The organism is Kistimonas asteriae (genome assembly GCF_018263925.1).
In the GTDB taxonomy this organism is placed as follows: domain Bacteria; phylum Pseudomonadota; class Gammaproteobacteria; order Pseudomonadales; family Endozoicomonadaceae; genus Kistimonas; species Kistimonas asteriae.
In genome coordinates, this window is sequence record NZ_JAEVHF010000009.1 from 39,795 (window position 1) to 58,509 (window position 18,715).

Annotated in this window: 14 protein-coding genes; 6 read left to right on the forward strand and 8 right to left on the reverse strand. The window is 53.9% G+C overall.

Going from position 1 to position 18,715, the window contains the following annotated elements; genetic code table 11:
• Window positions 1-422: 422 nt before the first annotated feature.
• From KHS78_RS11515 to KHS78_RS11530, 4 genes are all read left to right on the forward strand, one after another.
• The gene (locus KHS78_RS11515; RefSeq protein WP_211828600.1) at window positions 423-1,766 is read left to right on the forward strand and encodes a TRZ/ATZ family hydrolase; all 1,344 of its coding nucleotides are present in this window, start codon (window positions 423-425) and stop codon (window positions 1,764-1,766) included.
• Between the two features lie 11 nt (window positions 1,767-1,777).
• On the forward strand, window positions 1,778-2,497 hold the full coding sequence (gene ubiG / locus KHS78_RS11520; RefSeq protein ID WP_211828602.1) for a bifunctional 2-polyprenyl-6-hydroxyphenol methylase/3-demethylubiquinol 3-O-methyltransferase UbiG: 720 nt from the start codon (window positions 1,778-1,780) through the stop codon (window positions 2,495-2,497).
• Between the two features lie 88 nt (window positions 2,498-2,585).
• The gene (locus KHS78_RS11525) at window positions 2,586-3,302 is read left to right on the forward strand and encodes an HAD family hydrolase (protein ID WP_211828605.1); all 717 of its coding nucleotides are present in this window, start codon (window positions 2,586-2,588) and stop codon (window positions 3,300-3,302) included.
• Window positions 3,303-3,364: 62 nt separating this feature from the next.
• On the forward strand, window positions 3,365-4,150 hold the full coding sequence (locus KHS78_RS11530) for a YciK family oxidoreductase (protein WP_211828738.1): 786 nt from the start codon (window positions 3,365-3,367) through the stop codon (window positions 4,148-4,150).
• A gap of 66 nt (window positions 4,151-4,216) precedes the next feature.
• Here KHS78_RS11530 and KHS78_RS11535 read toward each other — a convergent pair whose 3' ends face one another.
• The 4 genes from KHS78_RS11535 to KHS78_RS11550 form a co-directional block, all read right to left on the reverse strand.
• A complete protein-coding gene (locus tag KHS78_RS11535) occupies window positions 4,217-5,080 on the reverse strand; it encodes a nuclear transport factor 2 family protein (RefSeq protein WP_211828607.1) in 864 nt (287 codons plus the stop codon).
• A 239-nt stretch (window positions 5,081-5,319) separates the two neighbouring features.
• Window positions 5,320-6,036 carry a deoxyribonuclease V gene (nfi, locus tag KHS78_RS11540; RefSeq protein ID WP_246506392.1) on the reverse strand — a complete coding sequence of 239 codons (717 nt, stop codon included), beginning with the start codon at window positions 6,034-6,036 and terminating at the stop codon, window positions 5,320-5,322.
• 93 nt (window positions 6,037-6,129) lie between these two features.
• Window positions 6,130-7,563 carry an ATP-binding protein gene (locus tag KHS78_RS11545; protein WP_211828608.1) on the reverse strand — a complete coding sequence of 478 codons (1,434 nt, stop codon included), beginning with the start codon at window positions 7,561-7,563 and terminating at the stop codon, window positions 6,130-6,132.
• Between the two features lie 23 nt (window positions 7,564-7,586).
• Window positions 7,587-8,279, reverse strand: coding sequence for a response regulator (locus KHS78_RS11550; RefSeq protein ID WP_211828610.1), 693 nt, complete (start codon window positions 8,277-8,279; stop codon window positions 7,587-7,589).
• A gap of 541 nt (window positions 8,280-8,820) precedes the next feature.
• On the opposite strand from KHS78_RS11550, the gene KHS78_RS11555 reads away from it, so the two are divergent.
• Both KHS78_RS11555 and KHS78_RS11560 read left to right on the forward strand, forming a co-directional pair.
• Window positions 8,821-10,050, forward strand: a complete 1,230-nt coding sequence (locus KHS78_RS11555) for an efflux RND transporter periplasmic adaptor subunit (RefSeq protein ID WP_211828612.1) — start codon at window positions 8,821-8,823, stop codon at window positions 10,048-10,050.
• Window positions 10,050-13,199 (forward strand): efflux RND transporter permease subunit, encoded by a 3,150-nt coding sequence (locus KHS78_RS11560; RefSeq protein WP_211828614.1) that lies wholly within the window; start codon window positions 10,050-10,052, stop codon window positions 13,197-13,199. The genes KHS78_RS11555 and KHS78_RS11560 overlap by 1 nt, the downstream gene beginning before the upstream one ends.
• Before the next feature lie 63 nt (window positions 13,200-13,262).
• Here KHS78_RS11560 and KHS78_RS11565 read toward each other — a convergent pair whose 3' ends face one another.
• From KHS78_RS11565 to KHS78_RS11580, 4 genes are all read right to left on the reverse strand, one after another.
• Window positions 13,263-13,928 carry a two pore domain potassium channel family protein gene (locus KHS78_RS11565; protein WP_211828616.1) on the reverse strand — a complete coding sequence of 222 codons (666 nt, stop codon included), beginning with the start codon at window positions 13,926-13,928 and terminating at the stop codon, window positions 13,263-13,265.
• A gap of 85 nt (window positions 13,929-14,013) precedes the next feature.
• Window positions 14,014-15,762 carry a gamma-glutamyltransferase gene (gene ggt / locus KHS78_RS11570; protein ID WP_343216907.1) on the reverse strand — a complete coding sequence of 583 codons (1,749 nt, stop codon included), beginning with the start codon at window positions 15,760-15,762 and terminating at the stop codon, window positions 14,014-14,016.
• 142 nt (window positions 15,763-15,904) lie between these two features.
• Window positions 15,905-16,642 carry a glutathione peroxidase gene (locus KHS78_RS11575; RefSeq protein ID WP_211828618.1) on the reverse strand — a complete coding sequence of 246 codons (738 nt, stop codon included), beginning with the start codon at window positions 16,640-16,642 and terminating at the stop codon, window positions 15,905-15,907.
• A 106-nt stretch (window positions 16,643-16,748) separates the two neighbouring features.
• Complete coding sequence (locus KHS78_RS11580) at window positions 16,749-18,521, reverse strand: acyl-CoA dehydrogenase C-terminal domain-containing protein (protein WP_211828620.1); 1,773 nt, start codon at window positions 18,519-18,521, stop codon at window positions 16,749-16,751.
• Window positions 18,522-18,715 lie beyond the last annotated feature (194 nt).

Sequence of the window (18,715 nt, forward strand, 5' to 3'; positions counted from 1 at the left end):
TTGTCCGGTTGCTGCCCGGCTTATAGCCAGACAAACCTGCCTGATCGACCAACGGTATCGGGAAGCGATGTAAAAGTCAGTGCCCAAAAGCCTGCTGACGAACATATACGGCTATCCAGCTCGCCTGAACACCGACAACTTCCAATGATTTGATAAACTCCGGCATGATACCACAGGCTGATTAGTGCATCACCAAAAATACCGGCATAAATCTGCCTACATAGCCTCGTAACAATTGGCCATACCCCCTACCACTCCCGGCATCACACCGCCATCAGCGCACGCTATCGCCTTGTGACCCACACATAGACAGATATACCCGGAAAAAGAATTTCCGACGGTCACGCCTGCCAAAAAATACGATATGATGCAGCCAAACAGTAGAAAGACTGCAAGTCTATACCGCCTGACAGGATTCCCTGATGACACAGAACGCCTCACACAGCATCAAGCAGGTCGACACCCTGATCCACGCCCGCTGGGTTATTCCGCTCAACACCAACCGGGACATACTGGAGCATTACAGCCTTGCCATACAGGGCGACAGCATCATCGACATCCTGCCAACCGCAGATGCACCCGGCCGCTATCAGGCCACCCAGGAACACCACCTGGATCGTCACGCCCTGATCCCCGGCTTTATCAACGCCCATGGCCACGCCGCCATGTCGCTGTTCCGCGGACTAGCCGACGACCTGCCACTGATGGACTGGCTGAACAACCATATCTGGCCTGCCGAAGGCCGCTGGGTGAGCGAAGAATTTGTCCATGACGGCACCCGACTAGCCATCGCCGAGATGATCCGCTGCGGCACGACCACCTACAGTGACAACTACTTTTATCCTGACGCATCAGCCACTGCCGCCAACAATGCCGGCATGCGGGCCCAGATTGTCTTCCCCATCCTGGATTTCCCCACCACATGGGGGAAGGATGCCGACGACTACATCGAAAAAGGTCTGGCGACACACGACAAGTTCCGTAACCACTCCCTGGTCCGGGTTGGCTTTGGCCCCCACGCCCCCTACACCGTTAGCGACGAACCCCTGAAAAAAATCGCCACACTGGCCGAACAGCTCGATCTACCGGTTCAAATGCACATCCATGAAAGCGCCGACGAAATCAATCAAGCCATGGAGAAGGATGGCCGCCGTCCGATCCAGCGCCTGGCCGACATTGGTTTCCTCTCACCGCGTCTACAATGCGTCCACATGACACAGATGAATGAAGCGGACTACCAGCTGATTGCTCGCAACGGATGCCACGTGGTGCACTGCCCGGAATCCAACCTCAAGCTGGCCAGCGGCTTCATGCCTCTCGACAGAATGCAACAGGAAGGTATCAACGTCGCCCTGGGCACCGACGGCTGCGCCAGCAACAATGACCTGGACATGCTGGGTGAAATGCGTACCGCCGCCCTGCTGGCCAAAGCGGTAGGCCATAACGCCACCGCCCTCAGCGCCCAGGAAGCCCTGGCGGCTGCCACCATCAACGGTGCCCGCGCGATGGGCATTGATGAGCAGGTTGGTTCACTGGAAAACGGCAAGCTGGCAGATATGGCGGCATTCGCGCTGGATGACATTGAAAATTACCCGCTCTACAACCCGGTTTCCCAGCTGGTGTACACCGCAAGCCGCAACCAGGCCACCCACGTTTGGGTCAACGGTCGCTTGCTGATGGACAATCGCCGCCTGACCACACTGGATGAATCCTTCCTGATTGAGAATGCCCGCCAGTGGCAACAAAAGATTACCGAGCGCGCATAAGGGACCCACGTATGACCGAGGAACGCTACAACGCCAACGTTGACCGCGATGAAATCGCCAAGTTCGAAGCCCTGGCCAGCCGCTGGTGGGATCGTGAAAGCGAGTTCAAACCGCTGCACGCGATCAACCCGCTACGCCTCAACTACATCGACGAGAAGGTCGGCCTTGCCGGCAAGACGGTCCTGGATGTCGGCTGTGGCGGCGGCATCCTCAGCGAATCGATGGCTCTCCGGGGCGCCACTGTGACTGGCATCGACATGGGAGAAGCCCCCCTTGCCGTAGCCCGCCTGCACAGCCTCGAAACCGGCGTAGAAGTGAACTACCAGCGCATCACGGCCGAACAGCTGGCGGATGAGCAACCCGCCAGCTTTGATGCGGTGACCTGCCTCGAAATGCTGGAACATGTCCCGGACCCGGGCAAGATCATCGATGCCTGCGCACGCCTGGTGAAACCGGGCGGGCACGTTTTCTTTGCCACCCTCAACCGGACGCACAAATCCTGGCTTTTCGCCATTGTCGGCGCTGAATACATCCTGAAACTGCTCCCCAAGGGAACACACGAGCATAATAAATTTATTCGCCCGCACGAACTTGCAGGCTGGTGTCGCAGCGCCGGACTTGATATAAGACATATGACAGGTATGGTCTATAACCCGCTGACCAACGTTTACCGACTGAAAGAGCAGGATCTGGACGTGAACTATCTGGTCCACACCTGTAAACAACCATAAACGGTCAACGTGTCAACGCGTAAAACACCGGACAACCGATGGGTTCTCAGCCAGACCACTGCAGGCCCATCGTTTATAAAGAACGAGAATGGACGAACTTCTGGATACCAACGATATCAACGCCGTTCTGTTTGACCTGGACGGCACATTACTCGACACCGCCGACGATTTCATCCATGTCCTGAACGCCATGCTGGCGGAAGACAATCGACCTCCTCTACCGTCCCCCATTATCCGGGCGAATGTGTCAAATGGCTCCCGGGCCATGGTAACACTCGCCTATGGACTGACCGAGTCAGCACCGGACTTTACGGCTTACCGTAACCGTTTTCTTGAGCGGTACGCCCTTCACATCGAAGACCTGCAGCGCGCCTCAACCCCCTCGTTGTATACCGGCATTCCTGAGCTGCTGACTGCGATAGAAGCCCACAACCTGCCCTGGGGCATTGTCACCAACAAGCCCCGCCACCTGGCCGAACCGCTACTGGAGCAGCTGCAACTCGGCCGGCGCAGCAGCGCTCTGGTTTGTCCGGATGATGTCCGGCGCAGCAAGCCGGACCCTGAATCACTATGGCTGGCCTGCGAACAGCTGGACTGTGAGGCCAGCCGCTGCATTTACATCGGGGATCACAAGCGAGACATTGATGCAGGACGGAGCGCCGGCATGACAACCATCGCCGCCCTGTACGGTTTCATCCCGGATACAGACGACCCTCTGGACTGGGCGGCCGACTACAATGCTGAGCAACCCGACCATATCCTCGAATGGCTTGATGACATTTGCTGGCAACTCCCTGCCCAGTGAACAATCCAATCCGCCAGGATGAAACGCACTTTATTCAGTTATTTGGACGCAGTCAGGACACCATGCCACAACAGCACCGTAACGAAGAAAACGTCATAACCACCGCTGCCAGCGAGTACGCAGCACCGCAGGATCTACTAAAAGGCAAGATCATTCTGGTGACCGGGGCTGGCGCCGGCATCGGCAAAGCCGCCGCGCTGACATTTGCACGCCATGGCGCCACTGTCATCCTGCTGGGCCGCACAACTGAAAAGCTGGAAACGGTATATGACATTATCGAAGAAAACGGCTGGCCTCAGGCTGCCATCTATCCCATGAACCTGGAAGGTGCGGCCATACATGATTACGAAACCATGGCGGCCACCATCGAGAAAGAGTTTGGACAGCTCCATGGCCTCCTGCACAATGCAGGATTACTCGGCAAACTGGGCCCCCTGTCACAATATGACCCGGATATGTGGCAACGCGTCATGCAGGTGAACGTCAACGCTGAATTCATGATGACCCAGGCACTCCTGCCGGTCATGCGGGAATCCGGCCTTGCGTCCATCCTTTTCACCACGTCAAACGTTGGCCATAAGGGTCGCGCCAACTGGGGCGCTTATGCGGTCTCAAAATTCGCCACTGAAGGCCTGATGCAGACACTGGCAGATGAAGAAGAAGGTATCAGCCAGGTTCGCGTCAACTGCATCAATCCCGGCCGCGTCCGTACCGCCATGCGGGCTGGCGCCTATCCCGGAGAAGACCCGATGACGCTGAAGGCGCCTGAAGAGATCATGGCGGCTTACCTTTATCTGATGGGTGATGACAGTCAAAAGGTCAATGGTCAAACCGTTAATGCCCAATAATGGGTGACCTGTGGCAGGCCACGCCACCCACACTCAGCCTGCCACGTCTCCTTATTTCCTGACACCTCAGAAACAAGGCAAGGATAAGTGTCCGTGCCTCGCGCGCCAACTGCCCCCCTGATACTCCAGAATATACGTCCCTCTTACCGGCGCCACGGAAAACCTTTCCCCTGTCGATGCATATTCCTTTTCCAGTAGGATGTCAGTACTCAGACAGGCATAGTCGCCGCCTAAAAATACCACTGGATTCTGAAAGTGCATATCTATCCTCACATCACGCAACCGCTCCTGACCAAAATCGACTATCTGCTGCCGTGAACACATCGCCGAACAGTCAACAATAGGCCAGCATAAAAGGTTGTCATCCTGAACCCATAACTCACTGACCAGCTTTTCAATTTCCTTATTCCTCACTGCATCAGTACACTGTTGCAACCAGGCCTGAAATGGCTCCAATTGCTGCCCTTCAGCGCGGCACGACGCTTTATTAATCATTTCAGAGCGAACAGGTATAGGCTTGTAAGGCTTGATCACAGCAGGATCCCAGGCTACAGACCAGTGACCATGGCGTATCTGCCAACTATCTACCTGATTCTCAAGGTACCAGGTCACACGAATATTATTGAAACTGCTCTCACGACCATCACGGTAAACAATGGTCTTATCCGTTAAATAAGTCAGACAGGCAATTTGCTCGTCACCAAAGAACCACTTATCTCTTTCAGCAACGATCTGAATGTTCGCAATATTACGCATTTTTTCAGATGCCACCGACTCAAGTCGGCCAACCGACATGAAATTATCGTCCGGCTCCAGCGACCAGCCAGTGATATCATCCCGGGCATTCAATGCCATTACATCTTCGCAGGAACATGTCGTGACGCTACGATTAAAAGCTTGGATAAACGTATCCAACGACGACAAAGTCATACCTTTTCTCACACCGCAGTACAGAAAAGATAACCATAGCCTTGATCAGCGTTTGGATGTGTAAAAAGCACAGGGAACATCACTGCAACCTCGCCCGGCTCACGTGATATGCCTGAATCCGCTCAATTAATCGGTCCAACAAACTTAAGGGGAGTTATTGCGGACGTGACGCCACAGGCCTTGGCGGGAAGCGCCAGCCCCGCCTCTTGTCGCAGTTCGCTAGAAATGCATTTTAATCATCACTGATCATGAATATCCCTGAGCCTTCTCATAAACGATGGGCGTCTTGAGGCAATTCCATCAGCCCAGCGTATAGGCTCAGGTAAACGGTAACGGGGCGCTGCCTGCTGCACCAACTTAAGGGCTGTATCCAAGTCTATCTTATGCCCAATAGAGACATAGACCGGTTTTACATTGGTGCGGGTTCTCAATACCTTGCCAATGCACTCTCCCTCATCCAGCAATGGCATACTGGCACCGGGTTCATTGCTCACGTCCTCATGCTGACCACACAATCGGGACTTACCAACACCAATGGTTGGCAAACCAGACAGCACGCCAAAATGACTGGCCACACCAAACCGGCGAGGATGGGCAATCCCCTGCCCATCACAAAACACAAGATCAGGGGTCAACCGTAATTCCCCAAGGGCTTTGAGTAGTGCCGGGCATTCACGGAAAGAGAGCAGGCCAGGAATATACGGCATGACCGTTGGCAAACGGGCGACTGAATAGTCCATAAATGCCAACGAAGGCCAGCTGAGCACAACTAATACTGCACGAGTCACCGCTCCCTGCGCCTCAAACCCGACATCAGCACCTGCAACACAACGTAAGGGCGGCAACCGGTTTTCACGAATAACACACCGTGACCACGATATCTGAAGTTCACGCGCCGCCGATGGATCACCCGTCCATTGAGGCATCACGTCATCATTACCGCACAAAATAGTCATCAGCAATGTACCGGCGAGGTTGGTTTCTGCCGGTTCAGCTTATCAGAGAAATGAAAAACAGGCGCCTGACCGACGCATTGAGGCGCGAAGCTGTCAGCTATTAACCGGTAAGAAGATAGTAATTTCCAGACCCGGAACAACATTACGGGCAGAGATTGTACCGCCATGACCTTCAACGGCCGCCCGTGCAATCGCCATCCCTAATCCACTGCCACTGTTATCACCGCCGCGGGTTTCATCAACCCGATAGAATGGCTCAAAAAGATGATTAACCGCATCATTGGGTACACCTGGACCGTAGTCGCGTACGGTCAGCGTAATAGCCTCCTGGGCTTTGACCAGAGAAACATTGATAGCCGATTCTTCCGGGGCAAACCGGATGGCATTACGAATAATGTTTTCAACCGCACTGGACAACCAGTTTTTGTTACCCTGAACCGTACATTCATCACAGTGAATCAGCTCAACGGAACGGTTTTTGGCACCTGCTTCAAAATCCGCATCCTCAACCAGCATTTTTACCGTATCATGCAGCCGGAAGGATTCTGCCTGCTCGGTTGAAGTGGCTGTCAGCATCTTGGACCAGAGGATAATACGCCCGATCATCTCATCCAGGCGACCAATTTCCCGCTCAATACGGTCATGCTCAAGCTCAGCCTGGCCAATGGTTTTATTACGCGCCAGAGCCAGCGACAACTGCAACCGGGTCAGCGGTGAGCGCAGCTCATGAGACACATTACGCAACAGCTGCAGCTTATGCTGATCCAGTCGCTCCAGTTGCTCCGCCATCACATCAAAATCTCGCCCAAGTTCACCAAATTCATCATGTCGTTTGCACACAACCCGCCCGACACGGGCCGATAAATCACCATTGGCAATAAGACCAACCGCATTCTGCAAGTTACGCAACGGCCTCACCAGATAAAGCGTCAAAATCAGACAGAGCAACACACTGACCAGCAAAGCGGTCCAGACATAGCCCGGATGGCTTCGGGTGATACTCTCTACACGGGAAAACAGGTACCTTGGCCGCTTCTTCACCATAAAGAAGGAGTAATCTTCAGAGCGCAGACGCACAGTGGCCGGCCCAACGATAACCTGCCCCTCCGTTAGACGGATTTCAGGCGTCGAACCGGGCGCCATTTCAAATACCGTTTTCCTGACTTTCCTGAGCGGGTAGCGCCCAAGACTGATCAAGCGCCCATCACCGGATACCAACACCAGGTAGGTATACGACGACAAAGGCATGGCACGACTGACCTTCTCCAGCACATCAATCGGTGCACTGTTATAGAAGCCAGCCCGATCAACCATCAGCGACTTGCTCTGCAACTCTTCGAGCAATGCCCGGCGCTCTGGAAGAAAATCACCGGGTTCTACGGTATACAACAGCGTTAAAATAACCGCTGTGACAAGGACGCAGGTACCCAGCCAGAACCACAGGAATATCTTCCAGTAGATTCGATACCAGATACGCAGAAAAAAAGTACGGACGGCTTTGAGGAAAGCCCCAGGCTTGTTTAACATTGGCGGATGCTTGTCACCGGAAGTCATTCACCAATATAAAAATATCCGGAACCTCTCACGGTCTTCAGCCTGGGACGACCATCGGGCTTATTGCCAATCTTGCGACGCAGGTTACTGACGTGCATATCAATGGCACGATCGAACGGTTCGAGCCGACGGCTGAGCGCAGTCTGGGTCAACTCATCACGCGTCACCAGCTCACCGGCTTTCTCGATCAGTGTTTTGAGGACGATGAACTCCGTCGCGGTCACATCCAGCAAATCGTCTGACACATAGACTTCATGATTGGCCAGGTTCAGCGTCAGATCATCGATCTCCAGCTGTTTTTTACGCGATGTCGTCTTTTCCGGCTCTATCTGGGTACGCCGCAGGATCGCTTTCATCCGCGCCACCAGCTCACGGTGCTTGTAAGGCTTCGGTAGATAATCATCTGCACCGATTTCCAGACCGACGATCCGGTCCACATCATCACCACGTGCTGTCAGCATCAATACCGGCGTCTGGCTCCGCTGCCGGATGGTACGGAGCACCTCAAACCCATTCAGTTTGGGCAGGGTCACATCCAGTAGCACCAGCTCATACTCACCCGTCAGCGCTGCCTCTACGCCAGCCGCACCATCATGAACCGCGGTTACATTGAATCCTTCCGTACCGAGCAATTCGACCAGGAGTTCACACAGTTCGATATCGTCGTCTACCAGCAGTATTTTGGTCATAGGCTGTCGTGCTTTGCAGATCCTGTTTATCTTGGAAATTCAGCAGGGAAAACTCCACCACTGTGCAGTACCCGTTTCGCCGTCGCGTTCCATCGTGGGTCTATTGTAATCCACCAACCTTTTGATGGGTTTTACCGATTGTAAGGATGCCGTAAAAAAGACGTGTCGCCGTGTATTGCTGACACGACAAAAGGCAGTGCTTACAACAGGCAGACACCTTTATACACAATGTGAAGTTTTCAATTGGGAATGAACGCTATACTCTCCCGTGTGTTAACGCAAGTCGAAACCTGCCGGAACGGAAAAAAACACGTATTTTTACAACTTCTGTCGCACCGGGTGCGCTCTTATAGTGGTACGATTACGCCAAAATCCTACCGTTGTCGTATTTCATTGCCATTCCATGACTGGCAATAGGCCCATTTCGGAATAGACGACGGCTTTTACAACTAGAACGCAACCTTTGCTGACAGATGCCCGTCTTACCGTCAGCAGTGATGGATGACTTGTCTGTGCCTGCACAGCTGAATGAGATACAGGAATGACCATAACCAACCGATTTTCTATCAAGACGAGCCTTGCGCTTGCCGCTGGCTTCTCACTCCTGCTTGCAGGGTGCAGCGATGATGCTGACAAGCAACAGGCAGCCGCACCGGCACCTGCGGTATCCGTAGTCAAGGTTGAGAACCGACCCGTTGGGGATTACAGGGAATTTGTTGCCCGAACAGAAGCCGTCGAAGAAGTTGATCTGCGTGCGCGGGTTGAAGGCTACCTGACCCGTCGCGAGTTCATCGAAGGCGACCGGGTTGAGAAAGGGCAACTGTTGTTTGAAATTGATCCTGCCCCGTTTAAAGCCACTATCAGTCAGGCCAAAGCCAACCTGAGCAGTAGCAAGGCAGAGCTTATCCGTGCAGAAAAAGCCCTTAAGCGTGGTCGTGAACTGTTTCCCAAAGGCTTTATCAGTCAGTCTGACGTGGACACCCTAACCAGTAATGACGCCCAGGCCCGTGCATCGGTACAGGCACGGCAGGCTGAGCTGGAAACGGCCATGATCAACCTGTCCTACACCCGCATCACCGCCCCCTTCTCCGGTGAAATCGGCAAAGCGCGCTACAGTGTTGGCAACCTGGTTGGTCCTTCCAGTGAACCACTGGCGGTTCTGACCAGCACGGACCCCATGTATGTTTCCTTCTCAGTCAATGACAAGGACGTGGTCAAATACCTGGAGCAATATGCTGGCAGTCGTGAACGCCCCAATGATTTCGACCTGTCGCTACGACTGCCTACCGGTGGTGAATTCTCTCAACCCGGCACATTCAACTTTGCCAATACCCGTGCGGATGAAACCACGGGCACAATCAACATGCGGGCCGAATTCCCTAACCCGGAAAACATCCTGCTGCCAGGTCTCTACGTCACCCTGATTGCCGAGAGCAAAGAAAAAACGGAAATGCCGTTGATTCCTCAGGCTGCCGTCCAGGAAAACCAGCAGGGGCGTTTTGTGCTAGTTGTGACAGACGACAACAAGATTGAAACCCGGATGGTTGACATGGGCCGCCGCCTCGGCGCGATGTGGGTCGTCAACAAAGGGTTAAAGATGGGCGAGCGGATCGTGGTCGAAGGTCTTCAGAAGGTTCGCCCCGGCCTCGTTGTGAACCCTGTTCTGAAAGACATCAACATGACAACCGGCACCCTGTCCACTCCGGCAGAATCATCGTCTCGTCCCACTACCGCCGGCGCCTCACCTGAAGCCAGCGCAGGGGCCCAGTAATGATCAGTCAGTTTTTCATACACAGGCCGAAGTTTGCCTTCGTCATCTCGATAGTCATCACACTGGCGGGGTTGATCTCCCTGTACACCCTGCCGGTTAATATGTATCCGGAACTGGCGCCACCCCAGGTCACTGTTACCGCCGTCTACCCCGGCGCCAGCGCCAGCGTGGTGGAAGAGTCTGTCATACGTCCGATTGAAGAACAGGTCAACGGCGTAGAGGATATGCTCTACATCGAATCGACCGCTTCCAATAATGGCTCTGCCACGATTACGGTCACCTTCAAGAGCGGTACCGATGATGACATGGCCCAGGTCAACGTCCAGAACCGGGTCGCCATTGCCGAATCCAGTCTGCCCGAAGAGGTACGCCGTCAGGGTATTACCACCATCAAGCAGTCCAGTAACATGCTGATGGGTATCAACCTGTTCGCCAAAGGCAACAAGTTTGACCAGATATTCCTGAGTAACTACGCAACCAATTATTTGACTGAGCCCTTGGCACGTCTTGACGGTGTGGCCAAGGTCGAGGTCATGGGTGAAATGACCTACAGCATGCGGATCTGGCTGGATCCTGACAGCATGCACTCCCTGGACGTCACCGTTGCGGATATCCAGCAGGCACTGCAGGAACAAAACACCATCGTTGCTGCCGGTAAACTCGGCCAGGGTCCTACGCTACCAGATCAGCAGTTCGAATATACGATTCAGACCCGTGGCCGCTTGATCAGCCCGGAAGAGTTTGGCCAAGTCATTATCCGTGCCAAAACTGATGGCGCCATCGTTCGGCTGCGGGATGTGGCAAAAATCCAGATGGGGTCGAAAACCTACAGTGCCAGCGCCAAGCTGAATAACAATCCAACGGCGTTCGTCGTTATCTATCAGCTACCGGATGCCAACGCGACCCAGGTGGCCAAAAGCGTTTACGCGGAGATCGACAAGCTTTCCAAGAACTTCCCCCAGGGTCTGGAATACCATATCCCCTACGACACTACCAAGTTCATTAATGCGTCTATTGATGAGGTGGTAACCACTCTTTATCAGGCGGTTGGTCTGGTTATTCTGGTTGTGTTCCTGTTCCTTCAGAACTGGCGGGCAACCCTGATTCCCTCCATCGCGATTCCGGTCTCCCTGATCGGTACTTTTGCGGTCATGAATGCCCTTGGCTACACCATTAACAGTATTACGCTGTTTGGTCTGGTACTGGCCATCGGGGTGGTGGTCGATGACGCGATCGTGGTCATCGAAAACGTAGAGCGATTAATCACCAAAGAGAAAATGGAGCCGGTAGCCGCAACCCTGGAGGCCATGCGGGAGGTTACCGGTCCGGTTATCGCCACAACGCTGGTTCTTTTGGCGGTGTTCGTCCCCGTCGGGTTTATGCCTGGGATTACTGGTGAACTGTATAAACAGTTCTCGGTAACCATCTCTGTTGCGGTTCTGATCTCATCCGTCAACGCACTGACCCTCAGCCCCGCATTGTGCGTGGTCCTGCTGAAACAGGGTCGCATGGGACATATGGCTTTCCTGAAGCCCTTTGAGCGGTTCATCACCAAACTCACCGCTGGCTATACCGGATGGGTACGTTGGATGCTGCGTCGCTCCACGCTGATGGGCGTCCTGTTCCTGGTATTGCTGGGCAGCACCGGTTTCCTGGCGAAAATGGTCCCCACCGGGTTCGTACCAGAAGAAGACCAGGGCTTTGTCTTCGTTGATGTTCAGCTCCCGGACGCTTCTTCCGTCAACCGTACCGAAGACGTCATGCATCGCATCACCGATCTGGTACTGCAGCAGAAAGGCGTCACGGACTTTATCTCCGTGTCCGGCTTCAGTCTGCTCGGTGGCGCTGGCTCCAACAATGCACTGGGCATTGCGGTACTGGAAGACTGGGCAGAACGAAAATCACCGGATCTTCAGCTGGACGCCATCCTCGGTCGCATCCAGGGTACGCTCTGGACACTGCCGGATGCGCAGGCCATGGCCTTCAACCTGCCCCCGATTCCGGGCCTGGGCAGCACCGGCGGCTTCGACTTCCGACTGCAGGACACCATGAGCCGCAGCCCGCAGGAACTGTCCCAGGTGCTCAACGGCCTGATCTATGAAGCCAATCAGAATCCGGCACTTAACCGCGTATTCAGCACCTACCGAGCCAATGTTCCCCAGTACTTCCTGGAAGTTGACCGGAACAAGGTCAAGGTGCAGGGCATCGCCATGTCGGACGTCTTCATGACCCTGCAGGCACAGCTGGGCTCGTTGTACATCAACGATTTCAACAAGTTTGGCCGTATCTACCAGGTGATCATCCAGGCCCAAACCGAGTACCGTTCGGAACCTCAGGATCTGCAACATTTCTATGTCCGTAACAAGGACGGTGAAATGGTGCCGCTGTCCACGTTCGCACGCCTGTCACCAATTCTCGGGCCAACCAGTCTGACCCACTTCAACCTCTACCGCTCTGCGACGGTGAATGGTCAAGCGTCACCCGGCCACAGTTCCGGTGATGCGATTAATGCCATGAAGGAACTGGGCGCCAAACTACCGGATGGTTATACCTTCTCCTGGGCTGGTCAGTCCCTGCAGGAGATCCAGGCGGGTAACCTTGCACCGATCCTGTTCTCTCTGGCGCTGATCTTTGTATACCTGTTCCTCGTCGCCCAGTATGAAAGCTGGAACATTCCGTTCGCGGTTATCGCTTCGGTACCAATCGCAGCGTTCGGCGCCATGGCGGGATTGTTCGTAACGGGCATGGTGAACGATATCTATGCCCAGATCGGTCTGGTACTGCTGATAGGGATCTCGGCGAAAACGGCGATCCTGATTGTCGAATTCGCCATGGTTCAGCGACAGCAGGGCAATAGCATCTTTGACTCTGCCCTTAACGCCGCCGGCCTGCGTTTCCGGGCGGTCATGATGACGGCACTCTCCTTCATTCTGGGGGTTATGCCGCTGGTAATCGCCAGTGGTGCGGGTGCTGCCAGCCGTCGCTCACTGGGTACAACGGTCATGTCCGGTATGCTGGCCGCCACGATCCTTGGCACACTGCTGACACCGGTACTCTATAAGATCATCCAGGCCATGCGTGAGCGGGTGAAAGGTGAATTGATCGAACATAACGATTCTGATCCTGATCACAAGAGCCACACAGCCTAAAACCAAAAAGCCCGTCATTTGGACGGGCTTTTTTATTGGTCAACGCTTGCTGATATGCATTTCTCAACGCTGGCTGATATGAATACCGACCAATCGTGCCACCAGCACCGTCAGATAAAATTGACCAATAAGCGCCTCCATACTGGTGATTGCCTGGGCGCCACGCGTCGCCGGCACAATATCGCCATACCCCAGCGTGGACAGGGTGACAAAACTGAAATAGATAAACGTCGAAATATCGTGAATGCTGGCTAACCCTTCGCCATGGAATGAACCGGGCATCCAGAACTCCAACAACGTGTAAATAAACGCTCCCTGCAACCCCAGCAGCAGATACACACACATACTGCCATAGATAATATTGCGATCGACCCGCTTCGCTGAAAAAATCAGCACAACCAACTCATAAATCACATAACTGAAAAACAACAGGTTGGTCATGTTATCGAGAAAGATAAACGCCGGACGGTTATAGAGAACGGGCAACCACAGCGTAATAAACGTTGGAAGCGCCAGAAAGCTGGCAATGATAAGGAACTTGCGCTTGTGGCTCAGAATATAAACGGATGCCACCAGCAACATCGATAATGACACCTTCAGCATAAAGCCGGCCCGAATCACATCCGGCATGAAGGGGAATACCACCACCACGGTCATCAACATCAATAACAGCATGGCAAACCCGAAACGGGGAACCTCAGACTGTCGAAACGCGCCCAGAAAAACCATTCACACTCCCTTCACACCCACTCACACGATACAGCGTTATAGCACACGACGCTGTCAGCCTTTACCGCCGTATATCCCCTACACATCAGTCTCCCATCACGGCGCCTTCACGGCGGGCATCTGCTGCGCCTTCCAGTCCCTTTTCCGTGATAACAATACCATGCAGACCACTGTTCAAATCACGCCTGTTGACCTGATACCCCATCGCCTTGAGAGGTGCTACCAGTTTCTCTGCGGCTGTTCCGGCTTCAATATCATAGGGGCCGAATCGATTGATCAGGTGGGGTAACTGGATCGCCTCATCAATCGGCATCTGCCAGTCCAGGTGGGCAATCAGGGTCTTTGTCACATACCCGATAATACGACTGCCGCCTGGCGACCCCACGACCAGGTAAGGTTTGTCATCACGCATCACAATGGTCGGTGCCATGGAGGAACGAGGACGTTTACCTGGTTCTATCCGGTTGGCTACTGGCTTGCCATCCTTGCTTGGACGAAAGGAGAAATCGGTCATTTCATTATTTAGCAGAAACCCCCTGACCATCAGCCGTGAACCAAACGCATTCTCAATGGTCGATGTCATGGAAACCACATTGCCATCGGCATCCACAATACTCAGGTGTGTGGTTGATGGAAGTTCTATTGATTCGTCTTCTGCCCGTTCCAGCCTTCTCTTACCGGGAGGTGTGCCAGGCTTGACGTTGGTAAGCGCACGTTTGGTATCCAGTAATTCACTACGCTGCCTGAGATAAGCTTTATCCAGCAGCCCCGCCGGTACTGTGACAAAATCAGTATCCGCCATATAGTGCCCTCGATCCGCAAACGCCAGACGGGACGCATCACCAATCAGCCGCCAGCTCTCCGGATTATCCGGGCCCAATTCCGACAGATCGAAGGGTTCCAGCATACCCAGTATCTGCCCTACGGTCAGTCCGCCCGAACTCGGCGGCCCCATGCCACAAACCGTGTCACCTCGATAGTCAAGGCAGGCCGGTGCCCGTTCCCAGACCTGGTAATTAGCCAGATCTTCACGACTCAGGACGCCCGGATTGTCGGTGACAGAGCGAACCGCGGCCACGATGTCACGGCCGATTTCACCGGTGTAAAAGGGTTCAATGCCCTTTTCTGCAATTAACGATAATGTATTGGCAAAGATGACATTGGTGAGCAATTCACCCTCTTTGAGGGCCTCACCACCGGGGAAAAAATATGTCGCCGTCACCGGATAGCGACGCAGGCGATTTTCATCCTTGGCAATCAAGGCTGCCAAGCGTGGGGACACCCTGAAACCTTCCTGGGCCAACCGGATGGCAGGCTGGAACAAGACGTCCCAATCCAGCTTTCCATAGCGCTCATGCAGGCTATACATAAGCTTCAAGGTGCCGGGCGTCGCCACCGAGCGGCCACCAACCACCGCATCATAAAACGACAAAGGCTTTCCTTTCTTATCAAGGAAAAGATCAGGCGTGACTGACTGTGGCGCCGTTTCACGACCATCCCACGTAGTCAGTTTTCCATCATCACTGTCGTAGTACACGACAAATGCACCACCACCAATACCAGATGACTGCGGCTCGACCAGATTGAGTACCAGCTGGACCGCAATCATGGCATCGACGGCGGAACCCCCTTCCCTGAGGATCTCATAACCTGCCTTGACCGCATGAGGATTGGCTGCCGCCACCATAAACTCATTGGCACTGACCCGTTCCTGCGTAGTAGTACCGGTTCCCTCCTCCGGTGCCACCGAATCAGCAACGTCCTGTGAAGCCTGTAACGAAGCACCCTGCAACAACAAGCAGCCAGCCAGAAGCCATGCAAGTCTGTTTCGCACTACGGATTCCCCCCGCCCTTTTTTATTCTCTCCCTAAAGCATACGGCAAGCGACGTAGAGATAAAAAGCGAAAGCAGGAATTGCCAGAAAAAAAACGGCGCCTGCGCGCCGAAAAAAAGTATGTGACTGGTTAAAGCGCTTTTCACCGAGCGGCGAAATACTGCTCCAGCTCATCCGCACCGCCAATCAGGCGACCATTCAGGAATATCTGCGGCACCGTTCCGGCATTGGCGACAGCCCGAAGGACTCGGGAGGCATGGCTGCCACGAACCAGAGGCATATTTTCATAGCTGATATCCCGATCTTCCAACATTGCTTTCGCACGGGCACAGTGAGGACACCCTTCACGGGTGAACAACGCCCAGGCATCGGGTTCCTGCCAGTCACTGCAGAGATAATTCAGCATAGTGTCGGCATCGCTGACATGAAAAGGATCACCGGGCTCATCTGGCTCAATGAACATTCTGTCCACAACCCCATCTTTCACCAGCATCGAATAACGCCAGCTGCGCTGGCCAAACCCCAGTTCATTCTTGTCAACCAGCATGCCCATACCATCGGAAAACTCACCGTTGCCGTCAGGAATGAACGTGATATTTTCGGCATCCTGGTCTTTTTTCCATTCATTCATGACAAAGGTATCGTTAACCGACACACAGAGGATGGCATCCACACCCTGTCGACGGAATACATCCGCCAGCTCATTGTAACGGGGCAGATGGGTCGACGAGCAGGTTGGCGTAAATGCCCCGGGCAGGGAGAAGACAATCACCGTCTTGCCTTTAAACAGGTCATCGGTGGAAAGATCCTGCCATTCCCCCCCTTCGCGTACACGAAACGTTACCTTTGGCACCGTCTGGCCTTCACGACTTTCCAACATTGCTGGCTCCTGATGTAAAACCGTTAATTGCGTTAGTACTTAGTATGCAGCCAACTGTTATACCAAAAAAATAACGATTTTTTATCGCGGCAATAGGCAACAGGTATTAAAACTCATCGTCGCCAAATGCCATTAATACCTGCTTGCCGGATTGGATATCCTTAAGCAGAATGGCGGTTTCCGACAGCACCTTGGCCATGTAAAAATCCGCAGACTTGATCTTGCTCTGATAAAACCCGACATCAGGATCACCGGCGGCCAACGCCTGCTCAGCCTTCAGGCTCATTTTCAGCCACAGCCAGCCGATGGCGGTCAGCGCCAGCAGGCGCAGGTAGGGTGTAGCCCCCTGGGCCGCCTCTTCTGGATCTTTCATACCTTCCTGTGCCAACCAGAACGTAGCCGCCTGCAGGTCTTCCCTGGCCGCATTCACGGCAGGATAGTGACGATGATGACTGAAGGTTTTCAGCTCCGTATCCAGCAGTTGCAGAAAACGGCGAATCAACCGTCCCCCCTGCATGGGCAATTTACGCCCCACCAGATCCAACGCCTGAATACCGTTGGTTCCTTCATAAATACGGGTGATACGAACATCGCGCACCAGCTGTTCAATGCCCCAGTCCCGGGTAAACCCTGAACCGCCCAGTGTCTGCAGGGCCAGGTTGCAGCAGTCAAAACCTTCATCGGTCAGGTGAGCTTTAACCACCGGCGTCATCAGCTGGACGATATCATCCGCCTGCTCACGTACGGTTTCATCATCATGATGATAACTGATATCAATGTGCATGGCGGTCCAATAGGCCAGGGCACGGCTCCCTTCATTCATGACTTTCTGACGCAATAACATGCGACGAACATCCGGATGAACGAGAATAGGATCTGCCGGCTGATCAGGTTCAACAGGACCTGAAATGGAACGACTCTGCAGCCGCTCCCGGGCGAACGAGAGGGCTGTCTGATAGGCACTTTCTGCCGCACCGAGCCCCTGCAACCCGACCATCAGGCGAGCAGCATTCATCATGGTGAACATGCAGCTGAGCCCCTTGTGAGGCTCACCCACCAGCCAACCGACGGCATTGTCAAAACTCATGAAACAGGTAGAAGACCCACGGATGCCCATTTTATGCTCAAGCCCCGTGCAACCTAACGTATTGCGTTGGCCGTCTTCCAGCACTTTGGGCACAAGAAACAGCGAGATCCCTTTCACGCCCTCGGGTGCATCGGGCAGTCTGGCCAGAACGAGATGAATGATATTCTCTGCAAGGTCATGCTCACCGCTGGTGATCCAGATCTTGTTGCCGGTGACGGCATAGCTGCCATCGTCCTGAGGCTCCGCTTTTGTGCGGATCATACCCAGGTCCGTACCACACTGGGGTTCCGTCAAGCACATGGTGCCAGACCACTGCCCACTGACCATATTCGGAAGGTACGCCTGCTGCAGTTGCTCATTGGCATGGGCGGCAATCAGGTTCATGGCACCCACCGTCAGCCCCGGATACATACTCAGCGACAGGTTGGCGGCACAACTCATCTCTTCCATGGCAAACCCCAGGAGATGCGGCATGGCCTGCCCTCCCCAGGCTTCATCCATGCTGATCCCTAACCAGCCACCTTCCGCAAAAGCCTGATAAGCCTGCTTGAACCCAGTAGGCGTGGTCACCGTCTGCGTATCCACATCGTAGCGGCAGCCTTGCTCATCACCGCTGGCATTGACCCTCAGAAACTCCTGTTCGCAGAGCCTGCCACCTTCATCCAGCACGGCGTCCAGAAGGTCTGCCGTGATCTCATGGTATTTAGCCAGTGACGATATACCACCACCCTCCAACAGCCCGTGAATGAGAAAACGAATATCTTTCAATGGAGCATTGTAAATAGCCGGCATGGCTCCCTCCTGACCCCTTGTCTTCACGATAGTTATAGGATGTATGGCACACTATAATTATACTTATTTTTATATTTGTATAATTTTAAGTAAATATATCGTATTAGAATATATGAATAGCACTACACCCGCACTTTATATAACGTTCAAACACAGCGGCGACTCCTGATCCCTGCGAGCGCTGTGATACAGTA

Bases quoted from the DNA above. Each gene is read 5' to 3' on its own strand.
- KHS78_RS11530 (WP_211828738.1), top strand. From the start codon at position 3,365: ATGCCACAACAGCACCGTAACGAAGAAAACGTCATAACCACCGCTGCC.
- KHS78_RS11580 (WP_211828620.1), bottom strand. From the start codon at position 18,521: ATGCCGGCTATTTACAATGCTCCATTGAAAGATATTCGTTTTCTCATT.
- KHS78_RS11535 (WP_211828607.1), bottom strand. From the start codon at position 5,080: ATGACTTTGTCGTCGTTGGATACGTTTATCCAAGCTTTTAATCGTAGC.
- ubiG (WP_211828602.1), top strand. From the start codon at position 1,778: ATGACCGAGGAACGCTACAACGCCAACGTTGACCGCGATGAAATCGCC.
- KHS78_RS11575 (WP_211828618.1), bottom strand. From the start codon at position 16,642: ATGTTGGAAAGTCGTGAAGGCCAGACGGTGCCAAAGGTAACGTTTCGT.
- KHS78_RS11525 (WP_211828605.1), top strand. From the start codon at position 2,586: ATGGACGAACTTCTGGATACCAACGATATCAACGCCGTTCTGTTTGAC.
- KHS78_RS11515 (WP_211828600.1), top strand. From the start codon at position 423: ATGACACAGAACGCCTCACACAGCATCAAGCAGGTCGACACCCTGATC.
- KHS78_RS11560 (WP_211828614.1), top strand. From the start codon at position 10,050: ATGATCAGTCAGTTTTTCATACACAGGCCGAAGTTTGCCTTCGTCATC.
- KHS78_RS11545 (WP_211828608.1), bottom strand. From the start codon at position 7,563: ATGTTAAACAAGCCTGGGGCTTTCCTCAAAGCCGTCCGTACTTTTTTT.
- KHS78_RS11550 (WP_211828610.1), bottom strand. From the start codon at position 8,279: ATGACCAAAATACTGCTGGTAGACGACGATATCGAACTGTGTGAACTC.
- KHS78_RS11555 (WP_211828612.1), top strand. From the start codon at position 8,821: ATGACCATAACCAACCGATTTTCTATCAAGACGAGCCTTGCGCTTGCC.
- nfi (WP_246506392.1), bottom strand. From the start codon at position 6,036: ATGACTATTTTGTGCGGTAATGATGACGTGATGCCTCAATGGACGGGT.
- KHS78_RS11565 (WP_211828616.1), bottom strand. From the start codon at position 13,928: ATGGTTTTTCTGGGCGCGTTTCGACAGTCTGAGGTTCCCCGTTTCGGG.